Genomic DNA, 21,111 nt, shown 5'->3' on the forward strand with positions numbered 1-21,111 from the left:
TCAGTTCTCGGTGCTTTCCGTGCTGTTGGTGCCGCTGTCGGCGCTGTCGGCGCTGTCGGCGCTGGTGGTGCCGTGGCTGTCTTCGGTGTGCGGGGTGGGTGCCGGGCTGCCGGGGCCGGCCGCGAAGCCGGGGCCGCCGGTGGCCGCCGGTCCGCCGCTCTCGCCCGCCGCCGCGTCCCGGAGGGCGCCGACCCGGCCCCGTACCAGGAACCAGCCGCCGACCAGCAAGGCCACGATCACGGGCAGGGCCAGCACCGTGGTACGGCCGGCTCCGCCGTCGGCCCACATCAGCACCAGGACGAAGGCCAGGAAGGCCAGCGTCACGCTCTCGGTCCAGGGCGAGCCGGGGAGGCGGTAGCCGGGGCGGACGAGCAGCCCGGCCCGGGCCTTCCGCCAGAAGAGCAGATGACAGAGCATGATCATGGCCCAGGTGCTGAGGATGCCGATCGCCGCGAAGTTCAGCACGATCTCGAACGCCTCGCTCGGCACGACGTAGTTGAGGCCCACGCCCAGGACGCAGATCCCCGAGGTGAGCAGAATGCCGCCGTAGGGGACCTGGCTGCGGCTCATCACCCCGGTGAAGCGGGGCGCGGAGCCGGACATCGCCATCGAGCGCAGAATGCGCCCGGTGGAGTAGAGGCCGGAGTTGAGGCTGGACATCGCGGCGGTGAGCACGACGAGGTTCATCACGCCGCCCGCGGCCGGTATCCCGACACGGGACAGCACGGTGACGAAGGGGCTCTCGGCGGCCGAGTACGAGTTCCAGGGCAGCAGCATCGCCAGCAGCACCACCGAGCCGACGTAGAACAGTGCCACCCGCCACATGATGGAGTTGATCGCCTTCGGCATGACCTTCGCCGGCTCCGCGGTCTCGCCCGCCGTCACACCGACCAGCTCGACCGACGCATAGGCGAACACCACACCCTGGATGACCAGCAGCATCGCCAGGGTCCCGGTCGGAAAGAGCCCGCCGTGGTCGGCGATCATCGAGGGGCCGGGGGTGTGGCCGCCGACCGGATGCCGGGTGACGAGCAGGAAGATGCCGATCAGCATGAAGACGACCAGCGCACCGACCTTGACGATCGAGAACCAGAATTCCAGCTCGCCGAATATCTTCACGGAGATGAGGTTCACGGTCAGCACGACCGCGAGCGCGATCAGCGCGATCACCCACTGCGGGACCTCGGAGAACATGCCCCAGTAGTGCGTGTAGGTCGCCACCGCCGTGATGTCGGCGATTCCGGTGGTCGCCCAGTTCAGGAAGTACATCCAGCCTGCGACGAACGCCCCCTTCTCACCGAGGAATTCGCGGGCGTACGACACGAACGCACCCGAGGACGGCCGGTGCAGCACCAGCTCACCCAGCGCGCGCACCACCAGGAAGGCGAACAGACCGCAGACCGCGTATGCCACCGCCAGCGACGGCCCGGCCCCGGCGAGCCGGCCGCCCGCACCGAGAAAGAGCCCGGTGCCGATGGCCCCGCCGATCGCGATCATGTTGATGTGCCGGGACGTGAGGGACTTCTGGTACCCGGCGTCACCGGCGTCCACATGCCCGCCCGACGGGCGCTGCGCGCCGTCCTGCCCCGCTGCCTGTCGTTGCTGCCGTTCCGCCTGCCGGAGGGATTGCTCGCTCACGCGTGATCCTCGTCTTCCGTGGAGGGGGTCGCACGGTGTGGTGGCCGCACGATGGTGGTCAGCGTCGTCTCGACGCGTGCGAGGTGGTGCGCCATGGCTTCCACCGCGTCGTGCTCACTGCTGTCGACAAGCGCTTCGACGATCGCCCGGTGCTCGCGGTTCGACTGCTCGCGCCGCCCGCCGAGCTCATTGAGGAAGGCCGACTGGCGGGCCAGCGCATCGCGGATCTCCTCGATGACCCGGCGGAAGACCGGATTGCGGGCCGCCTGGGCGACGGCGAGATGGAAGAGGGAGTCCATCGCCACCCATGCGGTGGTGTCGGTCTCCTGCTCCATCCGCTCCAGCAGACGGTTCAGCTGATCGAGATCCTCCGGCGTACGGCGCAGCGCCGCGTAACCGGCCACCGGAATCTCGACGTGCCGGCGCACTTCGAGGAGGTCGCTGGCCGCGTAGTCGCCGAAGGTGGGGTCCGCCACCGCACCGTCGGAGACGACGAAGGTGCCCTTGCCGGTACGTGAGACGGTCAGCCCCATGGTCTGGAGGGCACGCAGCGCCTCCCGGAGCACGGGTCTGCTCACTTCCAGCCGACGGCAGAGCTCCGCCTCCGAGGGGAGCTTGTCCCCGACCGCGTAGTCACCCCGCTCGATGGCGTCGCGCAGATGGTGCAGGACCGCTTCCATTGCGCTGATCCGGCGGGGCGGCTCGCCAGCTGTCTGGCTGTCTGACAGGTTCACCCCCGGATCGTCGGACCCGGCCGGGGGAGCTGTCAAGGGGTGGGGCCCGGAGGATTCCCCCGGGGGAGGCCCCCGCGCCTCCTCGTGACGAAGCGGCTACGGCCGGTGCGGCGCTTGCTGCCCCGGCCGCCCGTTGCCGCGGAAGTCCAGCATGTAGAAGACCTTGTCGTAGCGGCGTCCGCCCATGGCGACGAAGTCGGGGAGGCGGCCGTATTCGCGAAAGCCGAGCGACCGGTAGAGGCCCAGCGCCCTGGCGTTGTCGGCCCGCGCGTCCAGCGTGAGGACCTCGATCCCGGCCTCCCGGGCGTCCCCGACCAGCGCGGCGGTCAGCGACCGGCCCACACCCCGGCCGTGCGCCCCGGACGCCACCGCGAGCTTCTCCAGGTCCGCGTGCTGCCGATGGGTCGGACGGGCATAGCGCAGCCAGTACCCCAGCCCGACCAGCCGGCGGCCGGAGTACGCCGCACGCAGCGCCCCGTCCCCGGCCCGTGCGGCGTGCAGCACCCGGCCGACGAGTTCCGCCACCTCGTCCGCCGGGGGCGGGTCGGTCCAGCCGAGCGGGGCGCCGCCGCGGACCAGGTCCGCCAGGACCCGGTGCGCCGCCGCGGCGAAGCCCGCCGCCAGCTCCGGATCGGCGGACAGCCGTATCGCGTCGAAGAGGTCGGGCTCGGGGCTTGTCCCGTCGGGCATCGGAGCATTCATGATCGGCAGCCTAAGCGGCCGCGCAGGTAGGCAGTTTCGGGGTTCGCCTGAGGGGCCAACGCCCCGGTACAGGCCACGCAGCGCCGGCACGTCGAGGGCGCCCATGCGTGGCAGAACGCCTTCCAGCGCCTCGCTCGCTGCTACGAAGGCCGCGCGACCGTCCCCGACGTCGCCCATGGCCGATCACCAGGGCACGGGCGTTCCGTTCCAGGAGAAGAAGCCACCGGTGGGGCCGTCATCCGGCAGCAGGGCCAGGCGGAGGGCGCCCTGCGCGGCCTCGGCCGGGTCGCCTCCGGCAGCGGCGGCCCGGGGGTTGAGATCGGTGGCCCGCAGGCCGGGGGCGAGCGCGTTGACCTTGAAGCCGTCTTCGGCCAGCGTCTGGGCGTAGAGGACGGTGAGGGCGTTGAGGGCGGCCTTGGACGACCGGTAGGCGGCGCCGCCGCTTCCCGGAGTGAACTGGGGGTTGGGGGTGGTGCTCCAGGTCAGCGACGCGGTGCCACTGGAGATGTTGACGATGCGCGGGCGCGGGGACCGGCGCAGGGTGGGCAGGAAGGCATGGGTCACCGCCACCACCCCGAACACGTTGGTTTCGTACGTGCGCCGGTACTCCTCGACGCCGGTGTCGGCCGGCGGGGCGAGTGACGGTGCGATGCCGGCGTTGTTGACCAGCACGTCCAGGCGGTCCACCTGAGCCGCGGCCTGTGCGATGCCGCCGGGATCTGTCACGTCGAGGACCAGCAGGCGGGCCCCGGCGCCGATCTCCTCGACGGCCCGCTGTCCGCGCCCGGGGTCGCGGGAGCCCACGTACACGGTGAGGCCCTCGGCGGCGAGCAGCCGGGCGATATGCTGGCCGATGCCCTTGTCGGCCCCGGTGACCAGAGCTGTGCGTTCGTTCATGGCAACCACCCTTCCCCGGTCGTGGGTGCCCTGCCAGGGACAGCTTGTACCAGGCAGTGGGAGGAGACGGCATGGCGCGGCAGGAGCTGGCCCACTACCTGCGGGATCGCCGGGCTGCCCGGCGTCCGCACGAGTTCGGCCTGGCGGCGACGGGCACCGCCCGCCGCACACCGGGTCTGCGCCGCGAAGAGGTGGCGGAGCTCGCGCACATGTCGGTCGACTACTACACGCGGCTGGAGCAGGCCCGGGGGCCGCGGCCATCGGCCCGGATCCTGGACGCGCTGTCCCGCGCACTGCGGCTCACGCCGGCCGAGCGCAGCCACCTGTTCCGCCTGGCGGGTTCGAGTGCGCCGCCCGGCATCAGCGCCGTGCGGCGGGTGCGCCCGCACGTGGCCCGGATGCTGGAGCGGCTGCCGGAGACCGGTGCCCTCGTCGCTGACGCGGCGTACGACGTCATCGCCTGGAACCCCCTGGCCCGGGCACTGCTCCGCGCCGACCTCGGAGGCGGGACGACGAACCTGGCCCGACGCCGCTTCCTGGGCCGGGAGCGGATGGGCGAGCGCTCCGGCGCCGAGGAATTCGGGCACATCGTGGTGGCGCGGCTGCGCCGGGCCGCGGACCGCTACCCGCATGACCCGCAACTGGCCGCCCTGCTGGCCGAACTGCATGCCGGCAGTGCGGAGTTCCGGCAGATCTGGCAGGCGCGTCCGGTCCACGCCCCCGGGCACCGCACCAAGACCGTGGACCATCCGGAGGCCGGTGCGCTGCGGTTGAACTGCGATGTCCTGCTCGTGCCCGAGGATGACCAGGAGGTCGTCCTGATAACGGCCGACCCCGGATCACCTGCCGCACGGACCCTGCGCGGGCTGGCCGGGCAGACGACCTGAAACGAAGGAGGCGCACCGGTCTCTCCAGCGGTCGCAGAGCGTCGCACCTACACGTTCGGACACGGCTCCGGTCAGTGGGTCCGTGCCCACTGGTAGCGGTGTTCGGGGCGTCCGGTGTCGCCGTATTTCAGGGTGAGGGTGATGTGGCCGCTGCGTTCGAGGTGTTTGAGGTAGCGCTGGGCCGTGGAGCGGCTGACGCCGGCGCGTTCGGCGACCTCGTGGGCGGACAGCGCATGCCCGGCCGCCTCCAGGACCCGGCGGATCAGGTCGACGGTCGCCGCCGAGTGGCCTTTGGGGAGTTCGGTGTGCGGGGAGTCGGTGGTCCGGAAGGCGCCGAAGATCCGGTCCACCTGCTCCTGACCCGCCTCGCCGCGTCCCCCCACCCCCTCCACGGTGCGGCGCAGCGTCGCATAGCCCTCCAGCTTGGCGCGCAGCCCGGAGAAGCCGAACGGCTTGACGAGGTATTGCAGCGCACCACAGCGCATCGCGTCCTGGACCGTGGCGACATCGCGGGCCGCCGTCACCATGATCACGTCGGTGCGGTGGCCGAGCTGCCGCAGTCGGCGCATCAGCGCCAGGCCGGTTTCGTCGGGCAGATAGTGGTCGAGCAGTACCAGGTCGGCAGGGGTGCGCTCCAGAGCGGCCAGTGCCTGTGCGGCGGTGTGGGCACGGCCGGTGACCCGGAAGCCGGATACCTGGGACACATACGCGGCATTGATCTCGGCGACGTGGAAGTCATCGTCCACGACCAGGACGTCGATCATTGTGATGCTCCGCTCGGCAGGGGTCTTCGCTCCGGTGGCCCCGCTCCATCGCGGCGCGCCGGCCGTCGTGGCACTCCGGTCACCGTGGTTCTCCCTTCACCGTGGACTCCCTTCGCCGTGACTCTTCCGCTTCACCGAGGTTCTCCCGCGGCGGTGAGCCGGCGTCCGGGCGCGTCGTCGTGCCGCGCGAGCGCCTCGGGGAGGACGACGGTGAAGACCGCACCGCCGCCCGCGCGGGCGGTCACCCGGGCCATCCCGCCGTAGCGCTCGGCGAGCCGGCGCACCAGCGCCAGGCCGATGCCCCGGCCGCGATGGAAGGCCACCGGGCTCGCGGACGACCGGGCTCCGGGGGCGGGCGGGGCGGCCTTGGTGGACCAGCCCTCGGCGAAGATCCGCTCCCGGAGCTCGGGCGGCACCCCCGGTCCCGTGTCCGAGACCCGCAGCACGGCGGTGGTGTGCTCGGCCCGCAGCTCGACCTCGACGAACGGCTCGTCGCGGCGGCGCTCCCCGGTGGCGTCCAGCGCATTGTCGATGAGATTGCCCAGCACGGTCACCAGGTCGCGCGGGTCGACCACCGCATCGGGCAGCAGGGTCGCGGGGGACACCCGCAGCGACACCCCGCGTTCGGCAGCGACGGCGGCCTTGCCGACGAGCAGTGCGGACAGCAGCGGATCGGGCACCCGCTCCGCGATCTGTTCCGCGGTGGCCCGCTGCGCACTGGCCACTTCGCTGACGAACTCCACCGCCTTTTCGTGCCGGCCCAGCTCCAGCAGCCCGCGCAGGGTGTGCAGTTGATTGGCGTGCTCGTGGTCCTGGGCCCGCAAGGCGTCCAGCAGCCCCTGGGTGCCGTCCAGTTCGCGGCCGAGCAGCTCCAGCTCGGTGCGGTCCCGCAGGGTCACCACCGCCCCGCCGTCCTGGGTCGGCATCCGGTTGGCGACCAGCACCCGTCCGCCGCTGACGGCCAGTAGATCCGTGCCGTCCACCCGCCCGGCCAGCACATCCGTCGTCCGTCCCGGGGGCAGCACCTCGTCCAGCGCCCGGCCTGCGGCCCGCGTGTCCAGGCCCAGCAGCCGTGCGGCCTCGTCGTTGACCAGCCGGATGCGGCCGCGCCGGTCGAAGGCGACGACCCCCTCGCGGATGCCGTGCAGCATCGCCTCCCGCTCGTCGAGCAGCGCGGAGATATCGGCGAACGCCACACCGTGGGTACGGCGCCGCAGCCTCCGGGAGAGCGCGACCGCGGCCAGCACCCCGACGGCCAGCGCCGCACCCGCGTATCGCAGCAGCCCGGGGATGGTGCCGAACAGCCGCCCCCGGACACTGTCGTAGGCGATACCGACCGACACCGCACCGACGATCCGGCCGCGGCCGTCGCGCAGCGGCACCTTGGCGCGGGCCGACCGCCCCAGCGTCCCGGTGTCGATCTGCCGCACCTGCCGCCCGGCGAGGGTCCGGCTCGGGTCGGTGGAGACATGCCGGCCGATCTCGTCGGTGTGGGTGTGCGACCAGCGCACTCCGCGGGTGTCCATCACGACGACGTACAGCGCTCCCGTCGCGGTCCGGATCCGCTCCGCTTCGGCCTGCACCGGCCCGTGCACCGCCGGTCCGGTGCTGACCAGCTCCCGGGCGAGGTCCGGGTCGGCGGCGGCGGTCTGGGCGATGGACAGCGCCCGGCGCATCGCCTGGTCGTCCAGCTCGGAGCTGAGCGGGGCGAGGAACAGACCGGTGGCGAGCACCATGACGCCGGTGGTCAGGGTGACTTGCGCGGTCAGCACCTGCGCAAAGACCCGTCGGGGCCAGCGGATCCGCATGGGGTCTCCCTTGTCTCCGGCCCTCCGCACTCTTGCGGAACCCGAATCTTCCTTTTTCATCTCGCAATGCCCGCACCGTAAGCCGTGCGTGAGTGCCCGCACACCCCCTGGTGACGACTTAGCCGTTCTAGCGTGAGCAAAATGAGCACAACAGGGTTTGCGCGCAGAAAGGTGGCTTGCGCCCACAAGGCTGCCGCTGTGGCCCGGATCACTCCTAGCCTCCCGATCCATGAACAGCCACACGAGCCCCGCTATCGAACTGCGGGGTACGAGCAAGGCATTCCGGACTCCCTCGGGGGCGCTGCACACGGCCGTCCGGGATCTGGATCTGGTCGTCGAACGCGGTGAGTTCGTCGCGGTCGTCGGCCCCACCGGGTGCGGTAAGTCCACCACCCTGACCCTGGTCAGCGGCCTGGAGGAGCCCACGGAAGGTGACGTACTGGTCGCCGGTGAGCCGGTCCGCGGCATCGGGGACAAGATCGGGTTCGTCTTCCAGCAGGACGCGGTCTTCCCCTGGCGCACCGTGCTGTCGAATGTGATGGCCGGACCCCGGTTCCGCGGAGTACCGAAGGCCGAGGCCAGGCACCGGGCACGGGAATGGCTGGCCCGGGTCGGGCTGGCCGCCTTCGAGGACCGCTATCCGCACCAGCTCTCCGGCGGGCAGCGCAAACGTGTCGCCCTCGCCGCGACCTTCGTCAACGACCCCGAACTCCTGCTCATGGACGAGCCGTTCTCCGCCCTCGATGTGCAGACCCGGGCGCTGATGTCGGACGAACTGCTGGAGCTGTGGTCGGGGACCGGCGCCTCCGTCGTCTTCGTCACCCACGATCTGGAGGAATCCATCGCCCTCGCCGACAAGGTGGTGGTCATGACCGCGGGCCCGGCCACCGTCAAGGAGGTCTTCGAGATCGATCTGCCGCGCCCCCGCAAGGTCGAGTCGGTCCGGCTGGAGCCGCGGTTCATCGAGATCTACCGGGAGATCTGGTCCTCGCTCGGCGAAGAGGTCCGCATCACCCGCGAGAGGGGTGCCGCGGATGTCGCCTGAGACCGCGCTTCCGGTCACCTCCCCGGCCGGAGCGGGCCGTACGGACCGCTCGCAGGCCAGGGCCCGGGCCGCGCGCCACCACAAGCTCCTGGTCCACGGCACCCGGGTGTTGCTGCTGGTCGCGCTGATCGGACTGTGGGAGTGGCTGGCCCGCGCTGCCGTCATCGACCCGTTCAACTTCTCGATGCCCTCCAGGATCTGGGACCAGATGAGCCAGTGGGCGCTGCACGGCACCCCGCAGGGCTCGCTGTGGGAACAGATCTGGTACACGCTCTACGAAGCGCTCCTCGGCTGGGTGATCGGCGTCATCGGGGGTGTGGTGCTGGGGATCGCGCTCGGCCGGGTCCGCTTCCTGGCCGATGTGCTCGGCCCGTACATCAAGGTGCTCAACGCACTCCCACGCATCGTGCTGGCCCCCATCTTCCTCATCTGGTTCGGTCTGGGACCGGCCTCCAAGGTCGCCTCCGCCGTCGTCCTCGTCTTCTTCCCGGTCTTCTTCAACGCCTTCCAGGGCGCTCGGGAGGTCGACCGCAACCTGGTCGCCAACTCCCGGATCCTGGGCGCGAGCAACCGCCAGGTCACCCTGCAGGTGGTGATCCCCTCCGCCACCTCGTGGATCTTCACCAGCCTGCATGTCAGCTTCGGCTTCGCGCTGATCGGTGCGATCGTCGGCGAGTACATCGGGGCGACCAAGGGGCTCGGCCTGCTGGTCTCGGCGTCCCAGGGCACCTTCAACGCGGCGGGCGTGTACGCCGCGATGGTGATCCTCGCCGTCGTCGCCCTGCTCGCCGAGGGGCTGCTGGCCTTCCTCGAAAGGCGGCTCTTCCGCTGGAAGCCGGGCGACGCCGGCGACGGCCGCTGATCCCGTCTCGCAGGCCCCTTTGCTCTTCCCTCTTTCGCCTTCCACCCCTTCCATCTCACAAGGACGTGACCATGCCCACCGCACGGAAGATCTCGGCCGCCGTGGCCGCCGCCGCCCTCGCCCTGACCACCCTCACCGCCTGCGGCGGCTCCTCGGCCGCCGGCTCCGACGACGAGAACGGCAAGATCAAGATCATGGTGGGCGGCCTCGACAAGGTCATCTATCTGCCCGCGAGACTCACCCAGCAGCTCGGCTACTTCGAGGACGAAGGCGTCCACGTCACACTGCTGACCGAACCGGCCGGTGTGCAGGCCACCACCTCGCTGGTCTCCGGCGACGTACAGGGCGTCGTCGGCTTCTACGACCACACCCTCGATCTGCAGGTCAAGGGCAAGCAGGTGGAATCGGTGGTCCAGCTCGCGCACGCCCCCGGCGAGGTGGAAGTCGTCTCCGGCAAGGCGGCCGGCGACCTCACCTCGGCCAAGGACTTCCAGGGCAAGAAGCTCGGTGTCACCGGCCTCGGCTCCTCCACCGACTTCCTGACCAAGTACCTCGCGGTGAAGAACGGGGTGCAGACCAACGAGTTCACCCCGGTGGCGGTCGGTGCCGGCCAGACCTTCATCTCGGCCCTGCAACAGGGCTCGATCCAGGGCGGGATGACGACGGACCCCACGGTCGCGCAGATCCTGGACAAGAAGCTCGGCAAGGTTCTCATCGACATGCGCACCCCCGAGGGTTCGAAGAAGGCGCTCGGCGGCCCCTACCCCTCGTCCAGCCTCTACATGAACACCGACTGGGTGAACAGCCACAAGGAGACCGTGCAGAAGCTGGCCCGCGCCTTCGTGAAGACCCTCAGGTGGATGTCCACGCACACCCCCGAACAGATCGCCGCGAAGATGCCGTCCGATTACGCCCAGGGCGGCAAGGAACTGTACGCCCGGTCGATCAAGGACACCCTGCCGATGTTCACCAAGGACGGGGTGATGCCGGCCGACGGCCCCGCCACCGTCGAACGCGTCCTCAAGGCCTTCAACCCCAACCTCAAGAACGCCACGGTGGACCTGAAGAAGACCTACACCACGGAATTCGTCAAATAGGCGGGGGCCGTCCCGCCCACGGATTGCCGCGAAGGAAAGGAAGGGAAGCCCCCAGGGCGCGCGGCGCGCGGCGCGCGGCTCCGGCCCCTCAGCGGCGCTGCAGCACGATGTCGTCGTGCGAGGCGAGCCGCTTCCAGCGGTCCTCCGGGGCGCGTACGACGGGCATCAGATCGGCGGCAGGAAGCGGGCCCAGGTTCAGCGCGGTGAGCTCGACGACATCCGTCACCGGCACCTGGAAGGTCCGGAAGGCGCCGAGGGGCGGCGGCGCCCCGGGCGTCGCGCCGGCCAGGGCCCGCTCGGCGTCCCAGACCAGATCCGGGCTCTGGTCGAGGACGTACGCCGTCGCCGCCAGCGAGCCGTCCCGGAGGAACGCCGCCACTTTCCAGAAGCGCAGCGGTACTTGGACGCCCCGGTACGGCGGGTCCGAGTCGTGCAGTACGGGCCCGGTGAGGACGGCCAGCTTGCGGCCGGATCGGGCGGCGTGGTCGAGCAGATGGTTCTCCAGCCCCTGCCAGACCTGTCGGCTCCGATTGCACACATCCGCCTGCGGGGCGGCGTTCGTGTAGTGAAAGGTGTCCGCGTCCGCCTGGTAGGCCTCCGCGGCCTCGCCCCACACGGGATCGAGCCGGCGCACCAGCTGCCCCTTGTCCAGGGAGTTGTTCCGGTACACCTCTTCGCCGGTCTGCCGGTCCCTGGCCAGCCGCGGATCGAACTGCCAGCCGCTCTCGCGCGGCACCTGCTCCCGCAGCCGCTCACCGTCGATACAGACCGCGGTGGCAGCCGCCATCCGCCGGTCCGGTCGCAGCACCACGGTGAAGTGGGTGTAGGGCAGCACCACCGTCTCCACGGCGGGGCTGCTGGGCATCGGCAGCGGTACCGACACCCCGAGGAAGTGCTCGTCATAGCCCGCACGGCCGGTCATGGACTGCCCGGACACCGTCCCGGCAGCGGCCCCGGCGGCCCGTGGGGACCTGGAGGGAATCATGCGGTCACCGCTTCCCGGTGGCACGGACCACTGATCGGCGCCCGCCGCGAAGCCACTCGAACAGCCGGGCGCATCGGCGCACCGCCCCGCCCGCAGGACGGCGCGCCCGCGGGACAGTGCGACCTTACGCAGAACAGTGCGACCTTACGCAGAACAGCGCTGCCTCGGACGTCGATGTCCTACTCGGCGGGGTAGATGTCCCCGCTGGCCATACCGCTTTCCTGCTCACTCTGGGACAGGAGCCTGCGGGCCTTCTCCTTGAGTCGCTTTTGCTCCTCCGGGTCGCCGGTGCGTTCCGCGGCCGCCTGCAATTCCTGGGCCTTGTCGCGCATCTGCTGGATGCGTCCGTGTGATTCTCCTGTTGCGCTCATGATCTGTCCTTGACCGGTGTGAGGGAGAGCTGCACCTACCAGCGAATCAGGCTCGGCGGGCCTTGGCACGTCGAAAGGTCACGTCTCGTGGTGGGGCGTATCCGGCCGTGGTCACCGGAGGGAAACGGGCGCTTCCGGTACGCGACCGCCGGGCGCGGCACGCCCGGGCATACCGGCGTGTCTCCACCGGATGGCCTTCCTGAATGGCGGGGGCACACCGAAGGGACGTTGGCTGAAGCACAGCACTCTCAACGTCCGCCGAGTGTCAGCGCTTCTGGTGTTTGACGCTCCCCTCGTTCAGTGGAGTCCCTCCATGACATCCGAACCAGCACTTTGTGGGGGCGACGCCGAACTGTCATCGACAGGACTCGGCGAGCACTTTCCGCCCATGCCCCCTGAGCACAACTCGTCCCACACCCTTCTGTGGGAGGCAGTCACCCATCGGCCCTTGGAGGAAGTCGCCGCCCTGGTGGAACTGCTCAAGCGCAGCGGCGACGTTCCCAACCCCGGCGATGAAGCCCTGCGGATGGCGGTGGTTTCCCGGCCGGTGAGCGAGGTCGCCGCGCTCTTCGACATGCTGCGGGCCACCCCGCACACTGCGGAGTCGAGCCAGGAAGCGCTGCGCGCGGTGGCCGTCGACCGATCCGTCGAGGAGGTGGCGCAGCTGATCGAGCTGTTCGACCGTACGAAGAGCGGCAACGCCGGTCTCCACGGCATGGCCGATCCCTTCCCGCCCGGCCCCGGTGACCTCGGTGGCCACGGCGGCCACGGCGGACACGGCGGACACGGCGGACACGGTGAACCCGAACCCACCGCGTCCATGCACGTGCTCGACCCCGATGTCCGCCCCCTGGACCGCAACGGGCAGCCGCTGTCCACCGCACAGCGTGAGTCCGCGATGGGCCGGCCGCCCCAGCACGCCCCCTGGTCCCGGCAGCCCGCCGACCCCATGCGGCAGGGCGGCCCGGCGTGGGCCTCGCCGGCCGAGGCGGCTCCGCAGCCCGGCTACGCGGTCCCCGGCGTGCTGCGGTCCGTACTGCGCTGGCCCGCGGCCGCGGCCCTGGCGCTGTGCGGTCTGAGCCATCTGCCGGTGCACTCGTCGCACCTCCAGGGTGCCCAGGCGGCCGCCGGGCTCTCGATGGCCATCGCCGTCGTGTACCTGCTGCTGGCCGGCTGGCTGGCGATGCGCGACACCGCCCTGGTCTGGACGGTGAGCGCCGCCGCGGCCATGATCATCATCGCCCTGCATGCGCTGTCCCGGGCCGGTGTCCTGTCTCCCCTGGGCAGTGGCCTGGGAGAGGCGGGCATGTGGCCCGAGCTGATGGCCGTGGGGCTGGCAGTCGTCAGCGCCGGACTCGCGGGCGCGGCGCTGCTCTACCGCCCGCGCCGGGTAGGCCCGGCCGCCGCGCGCGCCTGACGGGCGACGGCGCAACGGCCGCCAAGGGCGCGGGCGCTTCGGGTGGCGGCGGACCGGCGGTTCCCCGGGCGCCGGACTGCCCGGGGCGGGCGCCTTCCCTCCTTCGCCGCAGCCGGCCGGCGGGTGCCCCGTTGCGGGTGCCATGTCCGGTCCGTGGACCGCTACCGGTTCAGTCCTTGGACGAATAGCGGTGCAGGAGCCAGCCGGGCAGCGCGAACCAGCAGACCACGAACCAGGCGACCAGCCCGGTGACGAGCCAGGGGACGGCGGAGTTGTGCAGGGCGATGCGCAGGATCAGCAGCAGCGCGGAAGTGACCGTCCCCAGCAGCAGGACGATGCCCAGCAGGGCCAGGCGTGAGGCCCACAGGACCGTCTCCGGCTTCAGCCGGTGCCCGGTGACCAGCCGGTGAAAGGTCACCGTACCGATCAGCGCGCCGGTCGTGGCCGCCCCCAGCAGGACCGTCACCACGTAGATGACCTTGTCGGTCGGCCCGAGCGTGGCGAAGCGCGGGGTGAAGACGACGGTGAGCAGGAAAGCGAAGAGGATCTGCACACCGGTCTGGATGACCCGCACCTCCTGAAGGAGTTCGTTCCACCGCCGGTCGGCCCGCTCTTCCGGCGACTCATGGCGCCCCTGGGAGGTGTCACGCGGGCCCAGCGCCGCCACCCGGACCTCCCTGCTGCTGCTCGTCGGTGCGGAACACCAGCTCGCTGTCCTTCACCTCCACGCGCACGGCGCCGCCCTCCGACAGCGCGCCGTCCAGCAACAGCCGCGAGAGCGCATTGTCGACCTCGCGCTGGATGGTGCGCCGCAGTGGCCTGGCGCCGTATTCGGGCTGGTGGCCGCGGTGGGTGAGCCAGTCCACGGCACCGGGTGTGAACTCGACGGAGATGTCCTGGGCACGCAGCCTGCGGGTGGTTCCGTCGAGCAGCAGCCCGGTGATCTCACGCAGCTGGTCGTCGGTGAGCCGGCGGAAGACGATGATCTCGTCGAGCCGGTTGAGGAATTCCGGGCGGAAGTGTTCGCGCAGGGATCCCAGCGCCCGTTCCCGCGCGCCGTCGCCCGCCTCCGCCCCCGTGGCGTCCGGGCCGAAGCCGAGCACTCCGCGACCGCCGCTGAGCGCCTCGGAGCCGAGGTTGCTCGTCATCACGATGACCGTGTTCTTGAAGTCGACCCGTCGGCCCTGGGAGTCGGTCAGATGCCCGTCGTCGAGGACCTGCAGCAGGATGTTGAAGACATCGGGGTGCGCCTTTTCGACCTCGTCGAGCAGCAGCAGCGCGTACGGGTGGTGGCGCACCGCCTCGGTCAGCTGGCCCGCGTCCTCGTGGCCGACGTATCCCGGGGGAGCACCGACCAGCCGGCTGACCGTGTGCCGCTCCTGGTACTCGCTCATGTCCAGGCGCACCATCCGCTCCTCGCTGCCGAACAGCGCCTCGGCGAGCGCGCGGGCCAGTTCGGTCTTGCCCACGCCCGTCGGACCGAGGAAGAGAAAGCTGCCGATCGGGCGGTCGGGGTCGGCGAGACCGGCCCGGGACCGCAGGATCGCCTCGGAGACGGCCGTGACCGCGTCGTCCTGGCCGATCACCCGGGTGTGCAGCCGTTCCTCCAGGCCGAGCAGCAGTTCCTTCTCCTCCTGGGTCAGACTGCTCACGGGCACTCCGGTCTGCCGCGACACGATCTCGGCGATGTCCTCGGCGGTGACCTGCACGATCCGGCGGTCGGTCGGCGGCTCGCCCCGGCCGGCCTCGATCCGTGCGGTGAGGGCGGCGACCCGGTCACGCAGCTCGGTGGCCCGTTCGTACTGCTCCGCGGCGACCGCCTGGTCCTTGTCCCGCACCAACTGCTCCCGCTCGCGTTCCAGATCGCGGACGTCGGTGGCCTTCGCACCCGAGCGGAGCCGGACCCGGGCGCCCGCCTGGTCGAGCAGGTCGATCGCCTTGTCGGGCAGGAAGCGGTGGGCGATATAGCGGTCCGAGAGCTCGACCGCCGCGAGCAGTGCCTCGTTCGTGTAGCGGACCTGGTGATGCGCCTCGTAGCGGTCCTGCAGCCCGCGCAGGATCTCCACCGTGTCGGCGACATCCGGCTCGGGCACGAGGATGGGCTGGAAGCGGCGGGCGAGGGCGGCGTCCTTCTCGATGTTCCGCCGGTACTCCTCCAGCGTGGTGGCGCCGATGACATGCATTTCGCCGCGGGCCAGGGCGGGCTTGAGCATATTGCTCGCTTCCAGGGAACCGCCGTCCCCGCTGCCCCCGCCGGCGCCGACGACCGTGTGCAGCTCGTCGATGAAGACGATCAGCGAGTCGGGGTGCGTGCGGACCTCCTCGATGATGGCGTTCATCCGCTCCTCGAAGTCACCGCGGTAGCGGGTGCCGGCGAGCACGGACGTCAGATCCAGTGCGACGACGCGCCGGTCCGACAGGTTCTCGGGGACGTCGCCGTCGGCGAGACGCTGGGCCAGGCCCTCGACGATCGCTGTCTTTCCCACCCCCGCGTCGCCGACCAGGACCGGGTTGTTCTTCCCTCGGCGGGAGAGCACCTCGATGGTCTGCTCGATCTGCTCCTCGCGGCCGATGACCGGGTCGATCCGGCCCGCCCGGGCCAGGTCGGTCAGATCGCGGCTGTACTTGTCCAGGGTCGGTGTGTCGTGCTTCGGCGGGGTGCCGTGCTCGGGGCCCGCGTGCGTGGCCCCGTGGCCGCTCTGCGGGGCGGCCTGCGGATCGAAGTGGGCGAGGTTCAGAATGCGCCCCGCCGCCGAGTCCATGTTGGCCGCCAGCGCGTCCAGGACATGTTCCGGGCCGATGTACGAGGCGCCGTTGTCCCGCGCCAGATCGTGCGCGCCCAGCAGAGCCCGCTTGACCGCAGGGGTCACGGCGACGCTGGACTGCTTCGGCCCGGAACCCGCGCTGCTGTCGATCTCGGCCGCCAGCGCGTCGGGGTCCGTCCCCGCCTGTTGCAGCAGGCTGCGGGTCGGTTCGGCGGCGAGGGCGGCCCGCAGGAGGTGCTCGGTGCCGAGTTCCGGACTGCCGTGCTCGGCGGCGTAAGCGGCGGCGGAGGTCACCAGATCCCGGGCGGGACCGCTCATCATGCGCGCGATGTCCGCCTGCCGCGGCGCGGGCTGCCCCGGCTCACCGCTCGTGGACGGCGCGGCACCGAAGAAGCGCGCGAGGAAGTCACCGAACGAGTCCGGGCCGTAGCCCTCCGGACCCATGAATCCATTGCCCATGCGTGTCCGTTCCGCTGCCACGGCGGTACCGCGACATGCTGCCTTGTCGGGTTCCTTGTGCTGTTGCTGCGTGCTCTTGCCCGGCCGTTGCCCGGGGGCGGCGACGCCGCACGTCACACACGGCTCCACTGCTTCAGGATCAGGGCCCGCAACTCCATCCGCACCCGGGCGGACCGGAGCCGGCCACCCGCGTCCGGCGCCGCTTCGCGCGCGAGCGCCGCCGTTGGGCTGTATGGCGCTTCCGGATGGCGCAGGCCCCCGGAACACACTTGGCTCGCAGTGCTCATGACGATGCACGGTGCTCGGAGGGACGCGCGGATGGCCGTGGAGAGTGGTCCGGCCGGTGACGGTGAGCACCTGCTGCAGGAGTTCCTGACCGCCGTCTCCACCGCGCCCACCTCCCACTTCCTCGCCCTGGTCGACCGCTACGCCGTCCGGATCGGTCTGCGCCGGGTGACCGTCTGCCTCGTGGACCTCCAGCAGCGGCAGCTGACGCCCCTCGCCGGCGGGGAACCGCTCCTGGTGGACGAGTCGCCGGCCGGTTGGACCTATCGCACGCTGTCGCTCCGCGTCGAGGAGAGCCCCGCCGGCCCCCTCATCGCCTGGCTGCCGCTGGTCAACGGCGCGGACCGGCTGGGCGTGGTGGGGGTGCACGTCGACGCGCTGGACGGCGCCCTGCTGCGCCGCTGCCGCACCCTGGTGGCGGTCCTGTCCATGGCGATCACCTCCCAGCGCGGCGTCAGCGACCAATGGGTACGCACGATGCGCACGGACACCATGACGCTGCCCGCCGAGCTGGTGCGCTCCCTGCTGCCCCCGCGCACCGTCGGCAGCGCACGGGCGGTGTCCACCGGCGTCCTGGAACCGGCCTACGGACTGGGCGGCGACGCCTTCGACCATGCGCTGACCGAGTCGACGCTGCATGCGGTGATCCTCGACGCGATGGGGCACAACCTCGCCTCGGGGCTGACCACGTCGATCGCGATGGCCGGCTGCCGCAGCGCGCGCCGGATGGGCGCCGCCCTGCCGGAACTCGTCAAGACCGTGGACGCGGTGCTCGCCGAGTGGCTGCCCGAGCAGTACTGCACCGGCATCGCCGCCCGGCTGGATCTCACCAGCGGGGTGCTGACCTGGTGCAACTGCGGCCATCCGCCGCCCCTGCTGATCCGCGACCACCAGGTCCACAAGGCGCTGGAACGCCCGAGCGAACCTCCGATGGGCATGCCCGCCACGCTCACCGACGCCCCGCGCACGGTCCACCGGGAGGCCCTGGAGCCGGGGGACCGGGTGCTGCTGTACACCGATGGTGTGACCGAGGCCCGCACGGCCGGTGGCGGCCGCTTCGGTCTGGCGGGATTCACCGACTCGATCATCCGGGCCACCGCGGTCGGCGAGCTCGCCCCGGAAGCGCTCCGTCAGCTGATCCACGTCATTCTGGCGAGCCGGCACGGCAGGCTGAGCGACGACGCCACGATCCTGCTCCTGGAGTGGCAGCCGCGCGGTACGCGGTGAGCCGGTGTCCGCCGGTCCGGTGGCGGGGCGTCACCTCTCGTGGTGGATCCGGTCCAGATCGGCGGTGAGCGCATCGAGCCAGATCACCGAGTCGAGGAGCAGCGCGGCCGAGAGCGCGCGGGCCTCCCGGTCCGGGCAGTGACGCGGGACGGCCGGAGTCACCGCCAGCAGCGCGCGGATGTCGAGCGGACGGGCGTCCTCCCTGGGCACGACCCCGTCCGAGTGGAGATGCCGGGCGAGGGACCGGTAGTCGGCTGCCGTCCGGTCGGCCGCGCGGCGCAGCCAGGCGCTGACCTCCTGCGAGGCGATCCGTCCCGGCCGGCCGGGCAGCAGCCGTTCGCCGCGCCGTGCGTCCGCCCCGGCAACCAGCACCGAGGGCCAGTCCGGCTGCCCGGCACTCTCGTCCCGCAGCTCGCAGTGGTACTGGGCAAGGCTCTCCTGCGCGAGGACGAGGGCCCGGTTGATATCGAGGCAGTCCGCGCTGCCGGAGTGGTCGACGACCCGCGCGGTGGTGTGCCCGATGGCGTCGGCGATGGCCGAGCACAGCCCTGCCATGCTGCGGCGCACCTCGCGGCCCGCGCCCCGTGGCCAGGCCACCAGCCCGCAGGCCAGTCCGATGAGGCTGCCGACCAGCACATCCACCAGCCGGACCGGGGCCAGCTGCCAGGTGACGGGGGAGACCTGTGCGAACAGCGTGGCCACGACCAGCGTGAACCCGCCCTGCGCCCAGGCCAGCCCGCGCAGCGGTCCCGCGATGAACGCCACCAGCATCACCACGGGCAGCACGACCGCGTACACCGTGTCCCGGTCGTGGACCAGTGCCAGCAGCCCGCCGGCCAGCACCGCGCCGACCAGCGTGCCGGCCAGCGCCTGGCGGACCGCGGACCAGGTCTCCAGGCTGGTGGTACGGGTGAGGGTGAGCGTCGCCAGCAGCACCCAGAAGCCGTGCTGCAGATCGAGGAGTCCGGCGACGGCCCGCGCGGCGGCCAGGCCGAGCGCGAACCGGCAGGCGTTCTGGAAGATCACCGAGCGCGGGGTGAGGTGCGTGGTCAGCCGTTGCCACCACAGCTCGTGCATGCGCGCCTGCGCATAGGAGAAGGTGTGCCCCCCGGCAGGGCTCCGTTCGACGGACCGGTCGCCCAGCAGCAGCCGGGTGGCCAGGGCGAGGACGACGGCGCAGTCGGCGGCCTGCACCACCTGGGACCGGCGGCGCAGATAGACCAGCCGGTCGTCGGCGCTGAGCCGCTCCAGTGCGTCCACGGCCCGGTGGGCCCGCACCGGGGCCAGCTCGCTCTGCAGGACGGCGGCGGACGGCCCCTCACCGGGCCGCAGCCGCTTGCCCCGCCGCAGCGCCTCGGCCGCCGCGCGGGCGGCATCGCTGATGCCCTGGAGCAGCACCACCGTCTCCGGGTGGTAGGCGTCGTGCGGCCCTGCCGAGGTGTGCAGGTCCGCCAGCCGGGCCAGCAGGGTACGGACCGCCTCGGTCGCATGCGCCAGGGCCTTGTGGGCGAGGCTGGGGGAGGCGGGCAGATCGGCCGGCGGCACACGGGACGGACGCAGGGCGTCACCGGTCCGGTGCGCCTGGGCGAGCGCCTGCACGGGAAGCGGGCCGCCGTGATGGTCGGCCAGGCGCGCGGCGGCGTCGGCGGCATCGGCCACCAGCCGGCGAAACGGCGGGGTGTCCGGTTCGGGCAGCAGAAAGCGCTGGGCCAGCGCGAGCAGGACCGCGCCCATGAGGAAGCCGGACAGCCGCTGGCCGAGAGCGTCCGGGGCGTAGGGCGGGAAACACGGCAGGATGTAGAGCAGCTGCATCCCGGGGGCGGCCCCGGCGATCCGCGGCCCGGTGGTGCCCGCGTACGCCACCAGGAACCCGATGACGAGCATGCCGAGGACGGCAGCCCACGTCTGTACGGCGAGCAGCGTGCCCAGCGTGACGAGTGCCAGCCCGGCGGGGACGGCCGTGAGCACGGTCGTGGCGCGCTGGCGCCCGGACCCCGGGATCCGGGCGAGCATGCCGAGCGACACCACGGTGAACGTGGCGTAGACGGACATCACGGTCAGACCGAGCGCGTAGCGGCAGAGGTAGAAGGCCGCGCACGAGGCCACCGTCACCCGGAGCGCGTTGCCGACCACGGAGCGGTGTCCGCGCAGGCCGTGCCGTTCGTGCTCCAGCAGATAGCGCAGTCTGCGCCGCACCATCCCGGCGGGCCCGCCGGGATACGGCCGCGGCCCGGACCGCGGGGAAGCTCCCTGTAGCCGGCTCACCTTTCCACTATTGGCCAGCGGCTCGCGGTCCGCACCGCGCAGCCGGCCGCATCGCGCACGGTCCGCCGCCGGCCGCGCGCCGAGGCGGCCCGGTGAGCCCGGGGAAGGCCTCGCGCTACTCGTCGGACCGGACGGGCGGACGCCGGGCCCACCGGGTGCCCCCGAGGAAGGCCTCTCGCGGGGAGCACACGGGTGCCAGGAATGCGGGTGCGGGGGAGGGGAGTTGACGATGTCCCGGTCGGGCGGGCGCGGACGCGGACCGTACACTGCGGGACGTGACGGACAAGAAGGCGGGTGCCGTGAGCGCCGGCGATGCGGAGCGACCTGCGCTGCCGGCCACCGGCTGGGCGGTGCTGGGCCTGCTCTCCTTCGGTGAGGAGCTGTCCGGCTACGACCTGAAGAAACGGTCGGACCGGTCGCTGCACTTCTTCTACTGGAGCCCGTCCTTCAGCCAGATCTACGGCGAGCTGAAGCGTCTGGAGAAGGCCGGTTACGCCAGCTCCCGGATGGTCGCCCAGGAGACCGGAAACCGCGACAAGCGGGTCTATGTGATCACCGACGAGGGGATGACGGCGGTCCGCCACTGGGTGCGCGAGGCGCCGGTGGAACCTCCGGTCCTCAAGCACGGGGTGATGCTGCGGCTGTGGCTCGGCCATCTGCTGGAGGGTGACCGGATGCGTGAAGTGCTGGGCCACCACCGGGAGTACGCGGAGACGATGCGCCGGCGCGCCGAGGCGGACGTGGCGGGTACCCGCGCCGAAGAGGCCTGGGCCTACCCCTCACTCGTCCTGAAGTGGTCACAGCGGTACTACACCGCGGAGCGGGATCTCGCCGACGCCATGCTGGCCGACCTGGACGAGAGGGATCGCCGGCTCCCGTAGGGACACCTTCGCGGCTCGGCCC

18 protein-coding genes and 1 pseudogene are annotated in these 21,111 nt (G+C 71.6%); 8 read left to right on the plus strand and 11 right to left on the minus strand.

The features are described 5' to 3' along the window. The 3 genes from ACF088_RS33310 to ACF088_RS33320 form a co-directional block, all read right to left on the minus strand. Positions 1–1,638 (minus strand): amino acid permease, encoded by a 1,638-nt coding sequence (locus ACF088_RS33310; RefSeq protein WP_392379613.1) that lies wholly within the window; start codon positions 1,636–1,638, stop codon positions 1–3. Then, positions 1,635–2,372, minus strand: coding sequence for a FadR/GntR family transcriptional regulator (locus ACF088_RS33315; protein WP_392379614.1), 738 nt, complete (start codon positions 2,370–2,372; stop codon positions 1,635–1,637). Before ACF088_RS33315 ends, ACF088_RS33310 begins: the two co-directional genes overlap by 4 nt. 96 nt (positions 2,373–2,468) lie before the next feature. Continuing rightward, the gene (locus tag ACF088_RS33320; RefSeq protein WP_392379615.1) at positions 2,469–3,074 is read right to left on the minus strand and encodes a GNAT family N-acetyltransferase; all 606 of its coding nucleotides are present in this window, start codon (positions 3,072–3,074) and stop codon (positions 2,469–2,471) included. A gap of 51 nt (positions 3,075–3,125) precedes the next feature. Between ACF088_RS33320 and ACF088_RS33325 the strand changes: the two are divergent. After that, positions 3,126–3,236, plus strand: a pseudogene (locus ACF088_RS33325) (IS5/IS1182 family transposase); the annotation flags it as partial. 21 nt (positions 3,237–3,257) lie between these two features. Here the strand turns inward: ACF088_RS33325 and ACF088_RS33330 are convergent. Next, on the minus strand, positions 3,258–3,971 hold the full coding sequence (locus ACF088_RS33330; protein WP_392379616.1) for an SDR family oxidoreductase: 714 nt from the start codon (positions 3,969–3,971) through the stop codon (positions 3,258–3,260). 71 nt (positions 3,972–4,042) lie between these two features. On the opposite strand from ACF088_RS33330, the gene ACF088_RS33335 reads away from it, so the two are divergent. After that, on the plus strand, positions 4,043–4,858 hold the full coding sequence (locus ACF088_RS33335) for a helix-turn-helix transcriptional regulator (protein WP_392379617.1): 816 nt from the start codon (positions 4,043–4,045) through the stop codon (positions 4,856–4,858). A 71-nt stretch (positions 4,859–4,929) separates the two neighbouring features. On the opposite strand, the gene ACF088_RS33340 is transcribed toward ACF088_RS33335, so the two are convergent. Both ACF088_RS33340 and ACF088_RS33345 read right to left on the minus strand, forming a co-directional pair. Next, positions 4,930–5,622, minus strand: a complete 693-nt coding sequence (locus ACF088_RS33340) for a response regulator (RefSeq protein ID WP_392379618.1) — start codon at positions 5,620–5,622, stop codon at positions 4,930–4,932. Positions 5,623–5,753: 131 nt separating this feature from the next. Then, positions 5,754–7,430 carry an ATP-binding protein gene (locus ACF088_RS33345; protein ID WP_392379619.1) on the minus strand — a complete coding sequence of 559 codons (1,677 nt, stop codon included), beginning with the start codon at positions 7,428–7,430 and terminating at the stop codon, positions 5,754–5,756. 229 nt (positions 7,431–7,659) lie between these two features. Here ACF088_RS33345 and ACF088_RS33350 point away from each other — a divergent pair, with 229 nt between their 5' ends. The 3 genes from ACF088_RS33350 (at position 7,660) to ACF088_RS33360 (ending at position 10,434) form a co-directional block, all read left to right on the plus strand. Further along, on the plus strand, positions 7,660–8,475 hold the full coding sequence (locus tag ACF088_RS33350; RefSeq protein ID WP_392379620.1) for an ABC transporter ATP-binding protein: 816 nt from the start codon (positions 7,660–7,662) through the stop codon (positions 8,473–8,475). Beyond that, positions 8,465–9,337, plus strand: coding sequence for an ABC transporter permease (locus ACF088_RS33355; protein ID WP_392379621.1), 873 nt, complete (start codon positions 8,465–8,467; stop codon positions 9,335–9,337). Before ACF088_RS33350 ends, ACF088_RS33355 begins: the two co-directional genes overlap by 11 nt. Before the next feature lie 71 nt (positions 9,338–9,408). Beyond that, positions 9,409–10,434 carry an ABC transporter substrate-binding protein gene (locus ACF088_RS33360; protein WP_392379622.1) on the plus strand — a complete coding sequence of 342 codons (1,026 nt, stop codon included), beginning with the start codon at positions 9,409–9,411 and terminating at the stop codon, positions 10,432–10,434. A gap of 88 nt (positions 10,435–10,522) precedes the next feature. Here ACF088_RS33360 and ACF088_RS33365 read toward each other — a convergent pair whose 3' ends face one another. Together ACF088_RS33365 and ACF088_RS33370 are read right to left on the minus strand one after the other, a co-directional pair. Continuing rightward, complete coding sequence (locus tag ACF088_RS33365) at positions 10,523–11,419, minus strand: DNA/RNA non-specific endonuclease (RefSeq protein WP_392379623.1); 897 nt, start codon at positions 11,417–11,419, stop codon at positions 10,523–10,525. Positions 11,420–11,598: 179 nt separating this feature from the next. Next, positions 11,599–11,790, minus strand: coding sequence for a DUF6381 family protein (locus tag ACF088_RS33370; protein ID WP_350249301.1), 192 nt, complete (start codon positions 11,788–11,790; stop codon positions 11,599–11,601). Between the two features lie 388 nt (positions 11,791–12,178). Here ACF088_RS33370 and ACF088_RS33375 point away from each other — a divergent pair, with 388 nt between their 5' ends. Beyond that, complete coding sequence (locus ACF088_RS33375) at positions 12,179–13,207, plus strand: hypothetical protein (RefSeq protein WP_392379624.1); 1,029 nt, start codon at positions 12,179–12,181, stop codon at positions 13,205–13,207. A 169-nt stretch (positions 13,208–13,376) separates the two neighbouring features. Here the strand turns inward: ACF088_RS33375 and ACF088_RS33380 are convergent, their stop codons facing one another. Together ACF088_RS33380 and ACF088_RS33385 are read right to left on the minus strand one after the other, a co-directional pair. Beyond that, positions 13,377–13,874, minus strand: a complete 498-nt coding sequence (locus ACF088_RS33380) for a DUF6328 family protein (protein WP_392379625.1) — start codon at positions 13,872–13,874, stop codon at positions 13,377–13,379. Further along, positions 13,852–16,431: an ATP-dependent Clp protease ATP-binding subunit gene (locus tag ACF088_RS33385; protein WP_392379626.1), complete on the minus strand. Its 2,580-nt coding sequence runs from the start codon at positions 16,429–16,431 to the stop codon at positions 13,852–13,854. Before ACF088_RS33385 ends, ACF088_RS33380 begins: the two co-directional genes overlap by 23 nt. 318 nt (positions 16,432–16,749) lie before the next feature. On the opposite strand from ACF088_RS33385, the gene ACF088_RS33390 reads away from it, so the two are divergent. Then, positions 16,750–17,943, plus strand: a complete 1,194-nt coding sequence (locus ACF088_RS33390) for a PP2C family protein-serine/threonine phosphatase (protein ID WP_392379627.1) — start codon at positions 16,750–16,752, stop codon at positions 17,941–17,943. Between the two features lie 30 nt (positions 17,944–17,973). Here the strand turns inward: ACF088_RS33390 and ACF088_RS33395 are convergent, their stop codons facing one another. Further along, positions 17,974–20,208, minus strand: a complete 2,235-nt coding sequence (locus ACF088_RS33395; protein ID WP_392379628.1) for an FUSC family protein — start codon at positions 20,206–20,208, stop codon at positions 17,974–17,976. A 275-nt stretch (positions 20,209–20,483) separates the two neighbouring features. On the opposite strand from ACF088_RS33395, the gene ACF088_RS33400 reads away from it, so the two are divergent. Next, positions 20,484–21,089 (plus strand): PadR family transcriptional regulator, encoded by a 606-nt coding sequence (locus ACF088_RS33400; protein WP_392379629.1) that lies wholly within the window; start codon positions 20,484–20,486, stop codon positions 21,087–21,089. The last annotated feature ends 22 nt before the right edge of the window (positions 21,090–21,111 follow it).

This window comes from Streptomyces sp. NPDC015125, assembly GCF_043080045.1.
Lineage (GTDB): Bacteria > Actinomycetota > Actinomycetes > Streptomycetales > Streptomycetaceae > Streptomyces.

Bases quoted from the DNA above. Each gene is read 5' to 3' on its own strand.
- ACF088_RS33320 (WP_392379615.1), bottom strand. From the start codon at position 3,074: ATGAATGCTCCGATGCCCGACGGGACAAGCCCCGAGCCCGACCTCTTC.
- ACF088_RS33330 (WP_392379616.1), bottom strand. From the start codon at position 3,971: ATGAACGAACGCACAGCTCTGGTCACCGGGGCCGACAAGGGCATCGGC.
- ACF088_RS33335 (WP_392379617.1), top strand. From the start codon at position 4,043: ATGGCGCGGCAGGAGCTGGCCCACTACCTGCGGGATCGCCGGGCTGCC.
- ACF088_RS33340 (WP_392379618.1), bottom strand. From the start codon at position 5,622: ATGATCGACGTCCTGGTCGTGGACGATGACTTCCACGTCGCCGAGATC.
- ACF088_RS33345 (WP_392379619.1), bottom strand. From the start codon at position 7,430: ATGCGGATCCGCTGGCCCCGACGGGTCTTTGCGCAGGTGCTGACCGCG.
- ACF088_RS33350 (WP_392379620.1), top strand. From the start codon at position 7,660: ATGAACAGCCACACGAGCCCCGCTATCGAACTGCGGGGTACGAGCAAG.
- ACF088_RS33355 (WP_392379621.1), top strand. From the start codon at position 8,465: ATGTCGCCTGAGACCGCGCTTCCGGTCACCTCCCCGGCCGGAGCGGGC.
- ACF088_RS33360 (WP_392379622.1), top strand. From the start codon at position 9,409: ATGCCCACCGCACGGAAGATCTCGGCCGCCGTGGCCGCCGCCGCCCTC.
- ACF088_RS33365 (WP_392379623.1), bottom strand. From the start codon at position 11,419: ATGATTCCCTCCAGGTCCCCACGGGCCGCCGGGGCCGCTGCCGGGACG.
- ACF088_RS33370 (WP_350249301.1), bottom strand. From the start codon at position 11,790: ATGAGCGCAACAGGAGAATCACACGGACGCATCCAGCAGATGCGCGAC.
- ACF088_RS33375 (WP_392379624.1), top strand. From the start codon at position 12,179: ATGCCCCCTGAGCACAACTCGTCCCACACCCTTCTGTGGGAGGCAGTC.
- ACF088_RS33385 (WP_392379626.1), bottom strand. From the start codon at position 16,431: ATGGGCAATGGATTCATGGGTCCGGAGGGCTACGGCCCGGACTCGTTC.
- ACF088_RS33390 (WP_392379627.1), top strand. From the start codon at position 16,750: ATGGCCGTGGAGAGTGGTCCGGCCGGTGACGGTGAGCACCTGCTGCAG.